Source organism: Burkholderia sp. E168m15 (assembly GCF_016586105.1).
GTDB lineage: Bacteria > Pseudomonadota > Gammaproteobacteria > Burkholderiales > Burkholderiaceae > Burkholderia > Burkholderia orbicola.
Map to the genome: position 1 here is coordinate 24,174 of NZ_BCPO01000126.1, position 14,573 is coordinate 38,746.

At 66.7% G+C, this 14,573-nt stretch carries 16 protein-coding genes; 12 read left to right on the top strand and 4 right to left on the bottom strand.

What is annotated here, in order from left to right:
* Positions 1-259: 259 nt before the first annotated feature.
* The 7 genes from JMF86_RS20100 (at position 260) to JMF86_RS20130 (ending at position 5,556) form a co-directional block, all read left to right on the top strand.
* The gene (locus tag JMF86_RS20100) at positions 260-559 is read left to right on the top strand and encodes a YXWGXW repeat-containing protein (RefSeq protein ID WP_011547624.1); all 300 of its coding nucleotides are present in this window, start codon (positions 260-262) and stop codon (positions 557-559) included.
* Positions 560-785: 226 nt separating this feature from the next.
* The gene (locus tag JMF86_RS20105; RefSeq protein ID WP_011694754.1) at positions 786-1,580 is read left to right on the top strand and encodes an RNA polymerase sigma factor; all 795 of its coding nucleotides are present in this window, start codon (positions 786-788) and stop codon (positions 1,578-1,580) included.
* Complete coding sequence (locus tag JMF86_RS20110; protein WP_011547626.1) at positions 1,577-1,996, top strand: hypothetical protein; 420 nt, start codon at positions 1,577-1,579, stop codon at positions 1,994-1,996. The genes JMF86_RS20105 and JMF86_RS20110 overlap by 4 nt, the downstream gene beginning before the upstream one ends.
* On the top strand, positions 1,993-2,496 hold the full coding sequence (locus tag JMF86_RS20115; RefSeq protein WP_011547627.1) for a periplasmic heavy metal sensor: 504 nt from the start codon (positions 1,993-1,995) through the stop codon (positions 2,494-2,496). The genes JMF86_RS20110 and JMF86_RS20115 overlap by 4 nt, the downstream gene beginning before the upstream one ends.
* A gap of 228 nt (positions 2,497-2,724) precedes the next feature.
* Positions 2,725-4,119, top strand: coding sequence for a DUF1800 family protein (locus JMF86_RS20120; RefSeq protein WP_011547628.1), 1,395 nt, complete (start codon positions 2,725-2,727; stop codon positions 4,117-4,119).
* Between the two features lie 2 nt (positions 4,120-4,121).
* The gene (locus JMF86_RS20125; protein ID WP_011547629.1) at positions 4,122-5,279 is read left to right on the top strand and encodes a DUF1501 domain-containing protein; all 1,158 of its coding nucleotides are present in this window, start codon (positions 4,122-4,124) and stop codon (positions 5,277-5,279) included.
* A 58-nt stretch (positions 5,280-5,337) separates the two neighbouring features.
* Positions 5,338-5,556: a YXWGXW repeat-containing protein gene (locus tag JMF86_RS20130; RefSeq protein ID WP_011547630.1), complete on the top strand. Its 219-nt coding sequence runs from the start codon at positions 5,338-5,340 to the stop codon at positions 5,554-5,556.
* 120 nt (positions 5,557-5,676) lie between these two features.
* Here the strand turns inward: JMF86_RS20130 and JMF86_RS20135 are convergent, their stop codons facing one another.
* Positions 5,677-6,873 (bottom strand): tyrosine-type recombinase/integrase, encoded by a 1,197-nt coding sequence (locus tag JMF86_RS20135; RefSeq protein WP_011547631.1) that lies wholly within the window; start codon positions 6,871-6,873, stop codon positions 5,677-5,679.
* Between the two features lie 295 nt (positions 6,874-7,168).
* Here JMF86_RS20135 and JMF86_RS20140 point away from each other — a divergent pair, with 295 nt between their 5' ends.
* Entirely contained in the window at positions 7,169-7,549 is a 381-nt protein-coding gene (locus JMF86_RS20140) for a DUF4377 domain-containing protein (protein ID WP_011547632.1), read from the top strand.
* A 9-nt stretch (positions 7,550-7,558) separates the two neighbouring features.
* Here the strand turns inward: JMF86_RS20140 and JMF86_RS20145 are convergent, their stop codons facing one another.
* A complete protein-coding gene (locus tag JMF86_RS20145; protein ID WP_006478963.1) occupies positions 7,559-8,947 on the bottom strand; it encodes a DHA2 family efflux MFS transporter permease subunit in 1,389 nt (462 codons plus the stop codon).
* Between JMF86_RS20145 and JMF86_RS20150 the strand changes: the two genes are divergently transcribed.
* A complete protein-coding gene (locus tag JMF86_RS20150) occupies positions 8,889-9,209 on the top strand; it encodes a hypothetical protein (protein WP_166488159.1) in 321 nt (106 codons plus the stop codon). The two genes, JMF86_RS20145 and JMF86_RS20150, sit on opposite strands and share 59 nt — an antisense overlap.
* 109 nt (positions 9,210-9,318) lie before the next feature.
* On the opposite strand, the gene JMF86_RS20155 is transcribed toward JMF86_RS20150, so the two are convergent.
* Positions 9,319-10,008 carry a hypothetical protein gene (locus JMF86_RS20155; RefSeq protein WP_171984323.1) on the bottom strand — a complete coding sequence of 230 codons (690 nt, stop codon included), beginning with the start codon at positions 10,006-10,008 and terminating at the stop codon, positions 9,319-9,321.
* Positions 10,009-11,157: 1,149 nt separating this feature from the next.
* Between JMF86_RS20155 and JMF86_RS20160 the strand changes: the two genes are divergently transcribed.
* Positions 11,158-11,835 carry a hypothetical protein gene (locus JMF86_RS20160; RefSeq protein WP_012339913.1) on the top strand — a complete coding sequence of 226 codons (678 nt, stop codon included), beginning with the start codon at positions 11,158-11,160 and terminating at the stop codon, positions 11,833-11,835.
* A 19-nt stretch (positions 11,836-11,854) separates the two neighbouring features.
* Here JMF86_RS20160 and JMF86_RS20165 read toward each other — a convergent pair whose 3' ends face one another.
* The gene (locus JMF86_RS20165) at positions 11,855-13,081 is read right to left on the bottom strand and encodes an acyltransferase (RefSeq protein WP_012339914.1); all 1,227 of its coding nucleotides are present in this window, start codon (positions 13,079-13,081) and stop codon (positions 11,855-11,857) included.
* Between the two features lie 490 nt (positions 13,082-13,571).
* Here JMF86_RS20165 and JMF86_RS20170 point away from each other — a divergent pair, with 490 nt between their 5' ends.
* Together JMF86_RS20170 and JMF86_RS20175 are read left to right on the top strand one after the other, a co-directional pair.
* Positions 13,572-13,808 (top strand): DNA-binding protein, encoded by a 237-nt coding sequence (locus JMF86_RS20170; RefSeq protein WP_011547638.1) that lies wholly within the window; start codon positions 13,572-13,574, stop codon positions 13,806-13,808.
* A complete protein-coding gene (locus JMF86_RS20175; protein WP_027807311.1) occupies positions 13,795-14,211 on the top strand; it encodes a type II toxin-antitoxin system VapC family toxin in 417 nt (138 codons plus the stop codon). Before JMF86_RS20170 ends, JMF86_RS20175 begins: the two co-directional genes overlap by 14 nt.
* The last annotated feature ends 362 nt before the right edge of the window (positions 14,212-14,573 follow it).

Below are 14,573 nucleotides of genomic sequence, written 5' to 3' on the forward strand. Positions count from 1 at the left end.
CGGGGCGTGGGCCGGAAACGAGCGGGGTCCCGGTCGCCTGCATTGTCGAAGGGCAGTTTTGCCGCGTTGTGACAGTACCGCAACCCCGCATGCATGGCGGCCGATACGTACGATCGCGCGGCGCGCGCCGCCAGTCGACATCGACGCCGCGGCGGCCCCCGAAATTTATTCGCCGGTATCGCGACGGATTTCTTCCGCCTGCTCCGTTTAATGCATGAACGACCGCCACCGGTCGATGCCCGTTATTTCGGAGTCTTTCATGAAACTTTCTGTTTCATTGCGATTGGCCGCCGCAGGCATGGCTGCGCTCGCGACGTCCGCCGCATTCGCGCAGGCCGTGATCGTCGCGCCTTATGCACCGCCGCCGCCGCGCGTCGAAGTGATGCCGGCGGCCCGTGCGGGTTACGTATGGGATCAGGGGCACTGGCACTGGCGGCAGGGTCGCTACGTATGGATTCCGGGCCACTGGCAGGTCGTGCGCGTCGGTTACCACTGGGTGCCCGGGCATTGGGACGCGCGCGGCCCGGCCTGGCGCTGGGTACCGGGCCACTGGGCCTGACGTGCACGCCGCCGCGCGGCACGCGAGACCGGCGCGGCGGATTTTTCATGCAACATCATGAGTCGAAGCGATGCCCTTTCGAACCATCGTGATACTGGCGGCCGCAGCCATCGTGCTGGCCGGCTGCGTCGTGGTGCCGGCCCGTCCGGTGTATTACCGGCCCGCGCCGGTCGTCGTATATTGAGCGCGCCGGCCGACGGTGGCGCGGTTGGCAGACAGGGTCGACATGCGGCACGAACCGGATGTCGATGAAACCGACACGGCCGACACCGTGTGCGATGCCGGGCGCGACGCGCGCGGCGATGCCGAACCGTCGGAACCGCCGGCATGGCGCCGTCCGGTGATGGCCCGACGCATGCAAGGAGAGCACGACGATGAGCTTCAGCCGGGCGGTGGGGATACCTGCCGTAACAGGGCGGCGCCCGCGCGCCGCACGACGGAGCAGGCGGCGTTGAACGATCGCGGCGACCGCGATCCGGACGCGGAACTCGTCGCGCGCGTCGGCGCGCGCGATGCGTCGGCGGTGCGCGTGCTTGTCGCGCGCAAGCTGCCGCGGCTGCTCGCATTGGCGACGCGCATGCTCGGCGACCGGAACGAAGCCGAGGACGTCGCGCAGGAGACCTTCTTGCGAATCTGGAACCAGGCGCCGCGCTGGCGCGAAGGCGAAGCCCGCTTCGACACGTGGCTGCATCGCGTCGTGCTGAACCTGTGCTACGACCGGTTGCGCGGCCGGCGCGAGGAGCCCGTCGACACGCTGCCCGACGTGCCGGATACGCAGCCGGAGCCGGCCGCGCATGCGGAACTGCGTTCGCGCGACGCACGCGTGCGGCAGGCGCTGGCCGCGTTGCCGCCGCGGCAGCGGGAAGCGCTGGTGCTCCAGTACTATCAGGAAATGTCGAACGTGGAAGCGGCCAACCTGATGGGCATCACCGTCGATGCGCTGGAAAGCCTGCTCGCCCGTGCGCGGCGCAACCTGCGCGCGCAACTGGCCGGCGATCCACCTAGCGAGGACAAGCGATGACACCCGAACGATTCCGTACCATCGTCGCCGCGTACGGCTCGGACGCGCGGCGCTGGCCGCAAGCCGAGCGCGCGGCGGCCGAAGCGTGGGCGCAAGCACATCCGCGCGACGCATTGGAAGCGCTCGACGAGGCGGCCGAGCTTGATGCGTGGCTGATGCAGGACACGGTCGCGCCGCCCGCGCCGGCGCTGGTCGAACGTATCGTCGCCACGGCGCCTGCGCCGCAACGCGCGCGAAGCCGCGGCAGAGTGTGGTGGTCGGGCGCCGCGTTCGCGGGCGTCGGGCTGGCCGGCGCGCTTGCCGGTGCGGTCGCCGTGTCGATGCTGATGCTCGGCAGCGCACCGATCGCGCAACACGAACCAGGCTACCTGACGACGACCTTCGGCGGCCCGAGCATCGACGGAGCCGACGAATGAGCGAACGCAGCTGGAAATTCATTCTCGTCGGCTCGGTCGTGTTGAATGTGTTCATGCTCGGCGCGATCGGCGGCGGCGCGTATCAGTGGTTCTCGACTCACCGCGACCTGCATGCGGCGGGCACGCCCGCATCGCGCACCGCGTTGCGTTTCGCCGCCGACGAATTGCCCGATGCGCGGCAGCGCGAGTTCGCCGCCGCGCTGAAGGCGGCGCGCAAGAGCGGCCGCGATTTCGCGCGGGAAGGGCGCGACGGCCGGATCACCGTGCTCGACCTGCTCGCCGCGCCGCAACTCGATCGCGCGGCGATCGATGCGGCGCTCGACCGCACGCGCGCGGCCGACACCGCGATGCGGGCACAGGTCGAGCGCAGCGTCGTCGATTTCGCGGCGACGCTGACACCCGACGAGCGCGCGAAGTTCGTCGACGGGTTGCAGCGCAGCGGCAACTGGCGTCTGCCGCCGAAGCTGCAGAAGAAGCCGGACGCATCGGCGAGCGAGTAAACCGGCTAAACCACGCGGGCGGCATGCGATCCGCATGTCGCTCGCGCGTCATGCGTTTGCCGGTTCCGGCGAATCGCGCGGTCGTTCTCCATTGACGATGCCTGCCGCCGCGCGGCGAGAAACTTCCGCCCGGCGTTCCCTCGATCAAAAAGAATATTTTCCCTTCCCGCGACGGATTTCCCGGTGTGCTTGCGTTGAACGTGAGTACGCACCGCAAGAGAGCCCGTCATGGACCACCCGAACGACTCCACGCCGGCCGCAATCGCGCTGAACCGCTTCGGTCTCGGCGCACGCGCCGACGAAGCGCCGCCCGCCGATCCGAAAGCGGCACTCGTCGCGCAATTCGACCGTTACGACGCACGACCCGCCGCATGGGCCGGCGAACCGGACGCAATCACGCTCGCCACGCGCTTTGCCGATGCACGCAACGCGATGAAGAGCGACGACCCCGCCGCGAAGCGCGCGACCGAGCAATCGATCCGCCGCGACGGCTACGACGCGTATCGCAGCGCCGTCGCCGCGCGCATGAACAGCGCATTGACCACGCCCGCGCCGTTCGTCGAACGTCTCGTGCATTTCTGGGCGAACCATTTCGCGGTATCGGTCGACAAGGGGCAGGTGGCCGCGTACGCGGGCGCATTCGAACGCGACGCGATCCGCCCGCACGTGCTCGGTCGTTTCGAGGACATGCTCGTCGCCGTCGAGCAGCATCCCGCGATGCAGGTGTTCCTCGACCAGGCGCGTTCGGTCGGCCCCGACAGTCCGGCCGCGCTGCATGCGCAGGCACGCAATCCGGCGGCGAAGCGCGGGCTCAACGAGAACCTCGCGCGCGAAATCATGGAACTGCATACGCTCGGCGTGCGCACCGGCTACACGCAAGCCGACGTGACGGAATTCGCGCGCGCATTGACCGGCTGGAGCATCGCCGGCGGGCGCGGGCCGCAACCGGGCGATGCGGCGCCCGGTGCATTCGTGTTCCGCCCGAACCTGCACGAACCCGGCACGCGCACGGTAATGGGCCGCACCTACGATCAACCGGGCGAAGCGCAGGCGCGCGCGATCCTGCACGACCTCGCGCGATCGGAGGCGACGGGCCGGCACGTCGCGTTTCAGCTCGCCCGTCATTTCGTCGCCGACAACCCGCCGCCCGCGCTGACCGACCGGCTCGCGCGCGCGTTCGACACGAGCGGTGGCGATCTGCCGACCGTCTATCGCGCGCTCGTCGATGCGCCGGACGCGTGGTCGCCGGTCGACCGCAAGTTCAAGACACCGTGGGAGTGGGCCGTATCGTCGCTGCGCGGGCTCGGCTGGCGCGACACCGGTGATCTCAAGGCCGCGCCGCTGCTCGCGCAGCTCGGCCAGCCGGTGTGGCGGCCGGGCTCGCCGGCCGGCTACGACGACGTCGCCGCGAGCTGGGCGGCGCCGGACGCGCTCGTACGCCGCGTCGAGATTGCGCAGCGCCTGGCCGCGCGCACGGGCGACCGGCTCGACCCGCGCACGCTCGGCAACACGCTGCTCGCCGGTTCGCTGAGCGCGCCGACCGCGACCGCGCTCGCGCGCGCCGAAAGCGCGACGACGTCGCTCGCGCTGCTGCTTGTCTCGCCCGATTTCCAACGGAGATGACCATGGCACTGTCCCGCCGACAATTCCTCAGCGTCGCCGCCGCCGGCGCGGGCGCGATCCTCGTCGCGCCACGCATCGTATTCGCGAACGTCGAGACCGACCGGCGCTTCGTGTTCGTGATCCAGCGCGGCGCGGCCGACGGCCTGAACATCGTCGTCCCGTATGCGGAGCCCGCGTATGCGTCGCTGCGCGGCCCGCTCGCGATCGACACGGCGGCGGCAACGCGGCTCGACGGCACGTTCGCGCTGCATCCGTCGCTCGCGCAGACCGCGCAGTTGTATCGCGACGGTCAGGCGCTGTTCGTCCATGCGATCGCGTCGCCGTATCGCGACCGCTCGCATTTCGACGGCCAGAACGTGCTCGAAACGGGCGGCCGTGCGCCGTACCAGGTGAAGGACGGCTGGCTGAACCGGCTCGCCGCGCTGCTGCCGGCGACGCGCGACAACGCGATCGCATTCGCGCCGACCGTGCCGCTCGCGCTGCGCGGCACGGTGCAGGCCGCGTCGTATGCGCCGTCCGGCTCGCCCGCCGCGCCGGACGATCTGCTCACGCGCGTGTCGGCGCTCTACGAAGCCGACGCGCAGCTCGGCCCGTTGTGGCAATCCGCGATGGAAGCACGCGGTCTCGCCGGCGATGCGCATGCACGGCAGGACCCGGCCGGCGTCGGCAAGCTCGCCGCGACGTTTCTCGCGCGTGACGACGGTCCGCGGATCGCGATGATCGAGACGGGCGGCTGGGATACCCATAGCGCGCAGAACGCGCGGCTCGCGAATCAGTTGAAGGCGCTCGACACGATGCTCGCCGCATTGCGCGACGGCCTCGGGCCCGCGTGGCAGCAGACCACGGTGCTGGTCGCGACCGAGTTCGGCCGCACGGCCGCGGTGAACGGCACGGGCGGCACCGATCACGGGCAGGCATCGGTCGCGATGCTGGCGGGCGGCGCGGTCGCGGGCGGGCGCGTGATCGCCGACTGGCCGGGGCTGCGCCCCGGCGATCTGTACGAAGGGCGCGACTTGAAGCCGACCGCATCGCTCGACGCGCTGATCGCTGGCGCGGCCGCCGACAGCCTGCGGCTCGACCCGCGCCGCACCGCGTCCGCATTGTTCGCGGAAAGCGGCCCGGCGCGGCCGATGAGCGGCCTGATTCATGGGGTCGCGTGATGCGGCGCAAGCCCGCGCTCGGCCCGCTCAACTCATTACACAACAGGGAGAATCGACAATGAAGATCCGATCCGTTTCGCTCGCCGTATTGGTGAGCGCGAGTGCCGTGCTGATGTCCGCCTGCGTGGTCGAGCCCGTGCGGCCGCCGCAGCCGGCGCCCGTCGTCGAGGTGGCGCCGCCACCGCCCGCGCCCGGCTATCGCTGGGCGAAGGGGCATTACCGGTGGGCCGGCAATCACTGGGCGTGGGTGCCGGGGCACTGGGTTGGCGTGTACTGACACGGCAAGCGTACCGACGTGCTGCTATGCGGCTAAATCAACCTGCCGGTGGCAAGCGACCGTGCTAAATGCCGCAGCAACGGCGGCCTCTACCTCGCACGCTGAGCGGCGCAACGCAGCCTAGTCCCACCCGATCCGGTGCTTCTCCTCCGTCTCGCGATGGCGCCAGTCGTCGTCCGCATGAAGATACTGACTCGTCGTCGTGAGCGATACATGGCCGAGGTTGTCGCGCACGAGCCGCAGGTCGACGCGGCCGTCGGCCATGTGCGAGCCCGCGCTGTGGCGCAGCCAGTGCGCGGACGCCTGTTCGAGCACGCGCGCCGCCTGCTCGCCGGTTTCGCCGTTCGCGCGCAGCCGGCCGGCCGCGTGCCGGAACACCTGCTTCACGATGCGGTGCAGCGCCGCGCGCGTGAGCGGCTTGCGCGCCTGACCGAACGGCAGCACGAGCGGGGTCGGCTCGCCGTCGAGCGGTAGCGCGGGCAGGCCGTGCGTGCGCCGGTAGCGCGTCAGCTCGGCCATCATCTCGTCGGTGGCCGGCACGAGCCGCTGCCGGCCGCCTTTGCCCGTCACGTCGAGCCACCAGCGCTCGTGCCCGTTCGCATCGCGCCGGCAGAAGAATTGCCCCATCGTCGTATCGGCCGCCTCGGTGATGCGCAGCCCGCCGAGATACAGCAGCGTGAAGAGCCAGCGCGCGCGATCAGCATGGAAGCACGCGCGCGCATCGTCGCGCGGCATCGCGGCGATCGCGTCCTTCACCGATTGCCACAGCGGCTGCCCGAGATGGCGCGTGACGCGCGGGGCGGGCCGGCGCTGCCGCTGTCGCGACAACGCGAGCGGGTTGCCGGCCAGATAGCCGGCCTGCACGAGCCACGAGAACATCACGTTCAGGATCACCAGCGCCTGCCGCTGGCTGGCTGCCGACAGCGGCCCGTAGAACGGCCGCCAGCGCGGATCGTCGCGCGGATGCTTGCGGCCGCCGTTCGCGCACCACAGCTCGGCCGGCGCGGGCGCGAGCAGGAATTGCCGGTAGACGACGAGATCCTCGTGCGTGAGCGACGACAGCGGCTTGCCGCACGCGATCACGGCCCACAGCAGCAGGCGCTCGGCTTCCTTGCGGTAGTTCTGGAACGTGGTCGGCGTATCGACGAAGCGCGCGAGCCACGCGCGCACCGCGTCGAGGTCGTTGGTCGCGGCGATCTGCGGATGCGCGCTGCCCGAGCGATTGGTGCCCGTGCGTCCGTCGAGCACGGCCGGCACGACGAGCGTATCGATCGGCAGCGGGCGCAGCGCGGTGTCGGACGAGGCGGATGAGGTCATGCGAGGGAAACGCGCTGCGCGAACCGCGCGGGCGTGGCCGGGGAACGAAGGCAGTGCGTCGAAGCGTATCGGGAAGCGCAGATGGTACACGATCGCCGCACGGTGATGCCGCCGTCGATGGCGATCGACTGGCCGGTGACGAAGCGCGCGGCGGAACTGGAACACGCTAACGTATCGGCTCGCGCGCGACATCACTTGAGTGAGAGTGGTCGAACGCATCCTGTAAGGTGTTTGTGAACTTTCTCGCGGGGCAGTTCGTCTAATCGGCCCTCCAACGCTCCCAGAGGAACATCAGATGATTCGTCACTCCAGAACGCTGCTCGGCGCGGCCGTCATTGCCGGCAGCATGCTCGTCGCCGGATGCCAGACTGATGCGGCGGCCACCGCGCCGAATGCCACGCGTCCGGCCGACGGCAAGCCCGTGACCAAAACCGTCTACGTCGCGCCGCAGTCCGCGCGCTGCACGGGCGTCGCGCCGATGGAGTGCCTGCAGGTGCGCAGCAGCCCGGGCGAGCCGTGGAGCCTGTGGTACGCGGGCATCGAAGGGTTTGCGTACCAGCCTGGCTACCTGTACACGCTCGAAGTCGACGAGTACCGCGTCGCGCAGCCGCCGGCCGACGGTTCGTCGATCCGCTGGGTGCTCAAGCGCGTCGTCGAGCGCCGGCAGGTGAACTGACGGGCGCGATCACGCGGAAGGTCGCGCCGTCGCCTTGACCGGCGGCGCGGCCGTATCGATCCGCCGGAACACGACGGACGACAGCAGCGTCACCACGCCCATGCACGCGAACGACAGCATGAACCCGTGCGCCATCGAGCCCCGATAGGCGGCGAACAGGTTGACGAGCCCGCCGCCGATCGAGACGCCCAGCCCCATCGCCAGCATCTGCATCATCGTGAACAGGCTGTTGCCGCTGCCGGCGTCGGCATGCGACAGCCCCTTGAGCGTCACGCCGTTCATCGCCGCGAACTGCATCGAATTCGCCGCGCCGAACACGATCAGCAGCACACCTTCCAGCACCGGCGCGGGCCGCGCCGACACCAGCGCGAACCCCGCGATCGCGCAGCCGACGATTCCCGTATTCACGACCAGAAACGCCGCATAGCCGAAGCGCTTCACGAGCGGCGCGATCCACCGTTTCGCGATGACGCCCGCGATCGCGGCCGGCAGCATCATCAACCCCGATCGCAGCGGCGTATAGCCGAGCTGCACCTGCATCAGCAGCGGCAGCATGAACGGCACCGAACTCGTGCCGATCCGGCACAGCAGGTTGCCGAGCAGCCCCGAGCCGAAGTTCGGCTCGCGGAACAACCCGAGCCGGAACAGCGGCTGCGTGCGTCGCCGCGCATGGGGCAGGTACGCGAGCGCGCTCGCGAGGCCGAGCCCGGCGAGCGCGGCCGACCACGCGGCGCGGTGCGTGGACATCGGCGGGTCGATCGCGAGCGACAGCGCGATCATCGCGGCCGACAGCAACGCACAGCCGACGAAGTCGAATGGCGGCGGTTGCGTCGCCTGGTCGTGCGGCAGGTAGCGCTGCACGGCGATGAAGCCGACCACGCCGACCGGCACGTTGACGATGAACACCCAGTGCCACGAAATCGCCTGGGTGAGCCAGCCGCCGAGCGTCGGCCCGACGATCGGGCCGAGCTGGCCGGCGATCGACACGAACGCGATCGCCGCGACGTACTGTTCGCCCGGCACGCGGCGCAGCACGGCGAGCCGCCCGATCGGCAGCAGCATCGAGCCGCCGATGCCCTGCACGGCGCGCGCGACGACGAGCTGGCCGAGCGTATGCGACGCCGCGCAGCCGATCGACGCGAGCACGAACACGAGGATCGCGACCGAGAACACGCGGCGCGTGCCGAACCGGTCGGCGAGCCAGCCGGAGGCCGGCGTGAGCATCGCCATCGTCAGCGTGTAGACGACCACGACGGGCTGCATCGCAAGCGGCGACGCATGCAGGCTTTGGGCGATGGAGGGCAGCGCGGTGTTGACGATCGTCGTATCGAGCGACTGCATGAAGAACGCAGCGGCGACGATCCAGAGCAGCACGGAATGTGTGGGTTCCCGGGACATGGCGAAATGGGTGGTGCGAAAAGCCCGGCGCGTGCCGGACTTCGAGCGCTCGATGGTACCGATTCCGGTGGTCATCGGGAAGTCGCGCGACGGCATTGACTGTCACAAAGTGGCGATGACAATTATCCGTGACCCGCCGCAATTCGTCCTTATCGTGCGGCCGGCCTGCGCGACGCCGATTCGTCCAACAGACGGCGCGAGGGCGATCAAGGGTGTTCAAGGAGACGATCGAACAGGCAGCCGTGTTTCTGGCGTCGGATAGGGCTGGTTACATCACGAGGCAGCAACTGAACGTGTCTTGATGGTGCCGGCAGTAGTAAGCACGAAAAAGCCCACTCAGGCGAGCGGGCTTCGGATTCACTTAGGGTGCGTCAGTTGTCTTGAGCAGTGACATCACCAGTTTGTGCAATCTTTGCCAGTATGCGTTTCTGGTATGCATACCACGATGTCAGACATTCCTTGTCGCGACAATTTTTTTCTCGGAAATTCCACTGTTTGCGCGTTCGCTCAACAAACGCAGTTTTGTCGATGACGGCATCTTTGGCTTGTTGGTAAGTCGTTGCGAGATCCCGGTCCGCAGCGGCAAGATCTGCATCGTGACAGATCAAAAATTCGGGAATGGACTTCGCTTTGGTGCAGTCGAAGCTCGTTTGTTGCAGCGGGGATGTCGTCGCATCGCTTGCGGGCTGGTTGGCGGGCGATTGAGCCACGGGCAAAGTCGATGGGGTCAACGCGGACGTACGTTGACCATAGGGAGTCAGTTGTCCGGACATCGCGTCTTCGATCATCGCGCCGATAAGCGAATTAGGTACAACGCGCAGTGTTTCAGTTTTCAGAATCGAGTCGCCTGCCATGGTTTGCGATTTGGCGAAATTGCACGGAGCTTGGCACGTGATGCGGTTCGAAATATTTGGGTTGTCCTCGTCGACCAGCAGCAGAATATAACTACCGTCCCTCACGCCGACATAGCGCATCATGACAAGCGCCTTTGTCGCTTTTCCCGCTCTCACGTCGTCTTCACTGAGCGCGGGCTCGTAACCATACGTGCCGTCCTGACTCATCGCGTAATGGTGTGAAGGGGGTGGAGGCGCAGGCGCGACGACTACTGGCGGTGACGGTTGTTGTGCCGGGGTGCTGTCGCTAGACGCGCTGGGACTCGCCGCGGACGATTGAATGTTGTCCGACTGTTTCGAATTACAACCTGCTACCACGGTTGCAGCCAACAAAAGAAGTGCAAATCGATTCACAATTTCCCCCGCTATTCGATTGGTCTAATTAATTGCCGCTGGCATCCCCGAATTACTAGAGACTCGCTGCCTCGCCAGCGGTTTTCTAGCGGTCAGGCTGTTTGCCAAATCGGCTTGCTCTTGGTCGACGGATTGTACCAAGACACCCCGGCTCACGTGTCGCCACGGGGAGTTCGTAAATCCGTGCATCGTGATTCGGTTTGCTTTACGGTGGAGCACGCAATGAGACACGGAAATTGCACTCGTCAATAAGGTTAAAAGTGCCGCTGTCCGGTCATCTAGTAATCGATGTGCCCGTCGGTCCATTGCCGTCGTTTCGAATCATGTATTGATCCATCGACGGACAAGATGCTTGCGCACGCATCGGTATTCACCCTGTCTCGTTACGCGGGATAGCGCATCGGCGTCGCGTGCGACCGGTACGAGGTCGCACTTTTGCAACGCTTTTTCAACGTATCCATCGGCGCACGCTTGATCGCAACGGCGACCGCCCTGCGCTGACGGCCGTCCAGCCTCTTTCCACCTGCATTCTGCGATCGACGCCAGATGCCGACGATCGCGTGTTTCGGCGTCGCGTGCCGAATACGGATACGTTCCTGAAACATTTCCCGTCGATTGCGATTCCCGCCACGACCCGTCCCGACGGATGGCGCTTTTTCCGCCTCGGTCAGCGCCGCATGGCACGCGCTTTGCGGTTCACCCGATGCCGCCGGCGCAGACGAATTTCGCCAGAACGATCCGCGCCTCCGCGGCATGTAACGACATCGAAACAAACGGGGAATCGGATCGGGTCGCGCGCGCCGTGTGCCACGGTGCATGCGCAGCGCATGTCGTATCGGTCATGCGCACCGCGCAACGCGTCCCCGGTCCGTCGAACAGCAAGCGTGCTTGCAAGGTGTCGTGCCGGGGTTCGCATCGCGCATCGCGACGAAGGTCGCATGTACGTGGCGTCGCGCCCGGCACATGTCGGGGGAGGCGCCCGTGAAAACGATAGTGAATCAATGGGCAGCGGTCGCGGTGGTGTTCGCCGCGAGCGCGCACGCGCAGGAAATCTACCTGCAGGGCGGCACGCAGGGCGTCGGCATCGGAGCGGCCGTGAGCTTCAATTCGATGCTGGGCGCGCACGCGGATTTCAACGCGATCAATCTGACGCATGATTTCACGGTGGCCGGCAACCGCTATCAGGACGACCTGAAGCTGCGCCAGGGCGGCATCTATGCCGACATCTTCCCGTGGCGAGGCAGCGGCTTCCGCGCGACGCTGGGGCTGCGCTTCAACGACGACGAACTTCACGGCGTGTCGGTGCCGACCAACGGAACCTACGTGTTCGGCGGCAAGCGCTATCCGGCGCTGCCGGGTATGTATGCGGTCGCGGAAGCGCGCTATCCGACCGTGATGCCGTATGTCGGAATCGGCTACGGACATCGACCGGCGTCGAAAGGGCTCGGGTTCGTCGCCGATATCGGCGTCGCGTACGGGATGCCGAAATGTTCGTACACGCTGTCGCCGGAACTCGCCGCGGCGGCCGGACCGGCGAAGAGCCAGGTACTGGTCGCAAGCGGGCTCGATTCGCTGCGGCAAATGATGTCGCGCTATCGGTGGTATCCGGTCCTGCAGATCGGCATCTCGTATCGCTTCTGAGCCTTGAACCGAAGGTGGGTCACAGCGTGACGGTTTGGCGCTCGCGAGCGGGCTCGGCCGCTCGGCGTGCCGGGCGTGCGTCGTTGCGTCTTGCGATGAACGGATGCTCGACGTAGCGGTAAGTCAGCAGCGCGCACAAGACGGCAACCAGCGCGCACGCCAGCGCGAGCGCCCAGATGCCTGAATCGCCGACGGAATTGATCGGGAAAACGAACTTGTCGACTGCGTGGACGATCATGTACACGATCACCATGTGGATCATGTAGATGCTGAAGCTGGCGGTGCCGAGCAACGCGAGCGGCCGGGTTCTCAGTACACCGTAGAACGTATTCCCGCATGCAATGCAGAGAAACACCGGAAGCAGCGGCAGCGCGCCTTCGATCGAATAGCGTTCGGTCGGGGACGGAGACAGCGCGAGAATCAGCAGCGCGACGGTCGCCGCCGGTTTCGTGGCGAGCCGCGCGCAGATCGCGGGGTGCCGCGACACCTCGTAGGCCACGGCGCCGAACGCGAACAGCAGTGCCATGCCGCCGGGCGGCCCGAACAACGCGGCACAGGCCGAGACGATCGCGAGCGCGAGCAGCTTGCGCCACGCACGTGTGGCGACGAACCACGCGAGAAAGGGGACGGCGACGTAGAACCGCCATTCGTACGCGAGGGTCCACCAGACGCCGCTCAGATAGGGCGTCCGCTCCGCTCCGTTGATCGGGAACGCGCCGAACCAGCCGAGCGAAACGGCCTTGAGCAGGTCGGCCAGCAACTGCGTTGGTGCGCCGACGGCGTTGCCGGGAAACCAGTAAAGCGTGCAGGCGACGATGACGGCCGCGTAGAACAGATAGAGCGGCGCGAGGCGTCGCACGCGCCCGACGAAGAAGGTCCGCACGTCGAGCGTGCCTCTGCATGCGCGTTCCCAGAACAGCAGCCCGGTGACCATGAAGAACATCGCGACCGGAATCGTCCCGAGATTGCGCAGGAAATCGGTGCCGGCCCCCCAGACGCCGGTCGACAGCAACGCCTGGTTGCACGCGAAGTGATGGAAGACCACGGAGGTGGCGAGGATGCCGCGGAAACCGTCGAGATTGCGATAGCGCATCGACAGCGACTTGTCGACGGCCGACCGATAGAACGGCACGTGTCGGGCGACGAGCCACGCGATGATCGCCACGGCCGCAAGGCATGCCGGGAAGTAGAGTTTGTCGGGTGTCGGGGAGAACAGGGTTTGCAGAGCTGGCGTAACAAAGTCCACTGAAGAGCGTCTCGTGTCTTGGATCGGGATTTCAGGCACGGATGGTCCGCGTCGATGCAAGGTCTTCTGCGCGCTTCGCACGGCGTTCGATCGCCGGTCTTGTGATTCGATGGTATCAAACGATCGCGACGGCCGCGGCCCGGTGTGCAACACGATGTTTCAGCGTGAATCGGTGCGATGTCCGTGCTCGCAGCCCATGTCGCCAACGGCGCCTGCGCCGCAAATCCCGTTCCTCGCCGGCCGGACATGCGTCGTGATCGATGCGCTCGACTGGCCATCCGGCCGGCTTCCCCATCGTCCCGCGCCGGCTTACCTTGAGCGACAGCAGTTCGATGCGTCGGGCCAGCGGCGGGACGGGGATGGATTCATGCCGTCCGCTGCGGCTGGCTCACGCCGACTCCAGGGTCCGTCCGGTCACGAAGATGATAGCAATGCTTGCAATTTGCCTTCGTGATGCTATCATTGATAGCAAATCTGGATGGAGGTACTCATGGCAAATCTTCTGGTGCGTAACGTGGATGACACTATCGTTCAAAGCCTGCGTGAGCAGGCGGCGGCCAATGGCAGGAGCGCCGAGGCCGAACATCGAGCCATTCTGGCCGAAGCGCTCGGCCGGCCGAAGCGGCGGACATTTGCTCAAGTGCTGCTGAGCATGCCGGAGGTGGGCGAGGACGCGGATTTCCAACGTGTTCAGGATTCAGGCGAGGTCAGGCGTGTTTTTGATTGATACGAACGTCATCAGCGAAATCAGGAAGGGCAGGCGAACCAATCGCGGCGTGCGGGCGTTCTTCAGGCAGGCCGAAGCCGACGCGAGCCCGCTTTACCTGTCCGTCGTGACGGTGGCCGAGTTGCGGCGCGGCGTCGACCTGATCCGTCATCGCGGCGATCATAGCCAGGCGTCGGCGCTCGAGGCCTGGATCGCGATGATCCTGTCGGGCTATGCGCCGAACATCCTGCCGGTCGATATCGAGACCAGCCAGATGTGGGGGCATTTGCGGGTGCCCGATCCGACGCACGAACTCGACAAGCTGATCGCGGCCACCGCGCTGATCAACGATCTGACGGTCGTCACGCGCAACGTCGACGATTTCGCTCGCACTGGCGTCCGGTTGCTGAATCCGTTCGACTAGCGGCGCGGCAGCGGCTGGCCATCGCGCGAGGTCAGGGGAGGCAGGTTGGCGAGCGACGTATGGCTCCCGTAGGCAACTCGGCGCGACCGCCACAATTCATGCTCGGTACCGAATGCATCAGAGCCGCAGTAAAAACGCGCAAGCCGGCGGAAAATCAGGGGCATATCGAGACAGGCTCCATTGGCCGGCAACACTTGCCGCAGAAGGCGCAGGAGCATTTGCGCTTGTGCGCCGCATCAAAATAACTTGACGAAACGGCCGCTACCGCGTAGTGTCCGAGACCGAAGTCGTCAAGAAGTTCGATTGCTCATCATTGGCCGCACACCGTGCGGCAGTCGTTGGTCTCTCCCTCTTTGATTCTT

Bases quoted from the DNA above. Each gene is read 5' to 3' on its own strand.
- JMF86_RS20150 (WP_166488159.1), top strand. From the start codon at position 8,889: ATGAAGAACGCAGCGGCGACGATCCAGAGCAGCACGGAATGTGTGGGT.
- JMF86_RS20130 (WP_011547630.1), top strand. From the start codon at position 5,338: ATGAAGATCCGATCCGTTTCGCTCGCCGTATTGGTGAGCGCGAGTGCC.
- JMF86_RS20170 (WP_011547638.1), top strand. From the start codon at position 13,572: ATGGCAAATCTTCTGGTGCGTAACGTGGATGACACTATCGTTCAAAGC.
- JMF86_RS20115 (WP_011547627.1), top strand. From the start codon at position 1,993: ATGAGCGAACGCAGCTGGAAATTCATTCTCGTCGGCTCGGTCGTGTTG.
- JMF86_RS20135 (WP_011547631.1), bottom strand. From the start codon at position 6,873: ATGACCTCATCCGCCTCGTCCGACACCGCGCTGCGCCCGCTGCCGATC.
- JMF86_RS20145 (WP_006478963.1), bottom strand. From the start codon at position 8,947: ATGTCCCGGGAACCCACACATTCCGTGCTGCTCTGGATCGTCGCCGCT.
- JMF86_RS20155 (WP_171984323.1), bottom strand. From the start codon at position 10,008: ATGAGTCAGGACGGCACGTATGGTTACGAGCCCGCGCTCAGTGAAGAC.
- JMF86_RS20125 (WP_011547629.1), top strand. From the start codon at position 4,122: ATGGCACTGTCCCGCCGACAATTCCTCAGCGTCGCCGCCGCCGGCGCG.
- JMF86_RS20105 (WP_011694754.1), top strand. From the start codon at position 786: ATGCGGCACGAACCGGATGTCGATGAAACCGACACGGCCGACACCGTG.
- JMF86_RS20120 (WP_011547628.1), top strand. From the start codon at position 2,725: ATGGACCACCCGAACGACTCCACGCCGGCCGCAATCGCGCTGAACCGC.
- JMF86_RS20160 (WP_012339913.1), top strand. From the start codon at position 11,158: ATGTCGGGGGAGGCGCCCGTGAAAACGATAGTGAATCAATGGGCAGCG.
- JMF86_RS20100 (WP_011547624.1), top strand. From the start codon at position 260: ATGAAACTTTCTGTTTCATTGCGATTGGCCGCCGCAGGCATGGCTGCG.
- JMF86_RS20110 (WP_011547626.1), top strand. From the start codon at position 1,577: ATGACACCCGAACGATTCCGTACCATCGTCGCCGCGTACGGCTCGGAC.
- JMF86_RS20140 (WP_011547632.1), top strand. From the start codon at position 7,169: ATGATTCGTCACTCCAGAACGCTGCTCGGCGCGGCCGTCATTGCCGGC.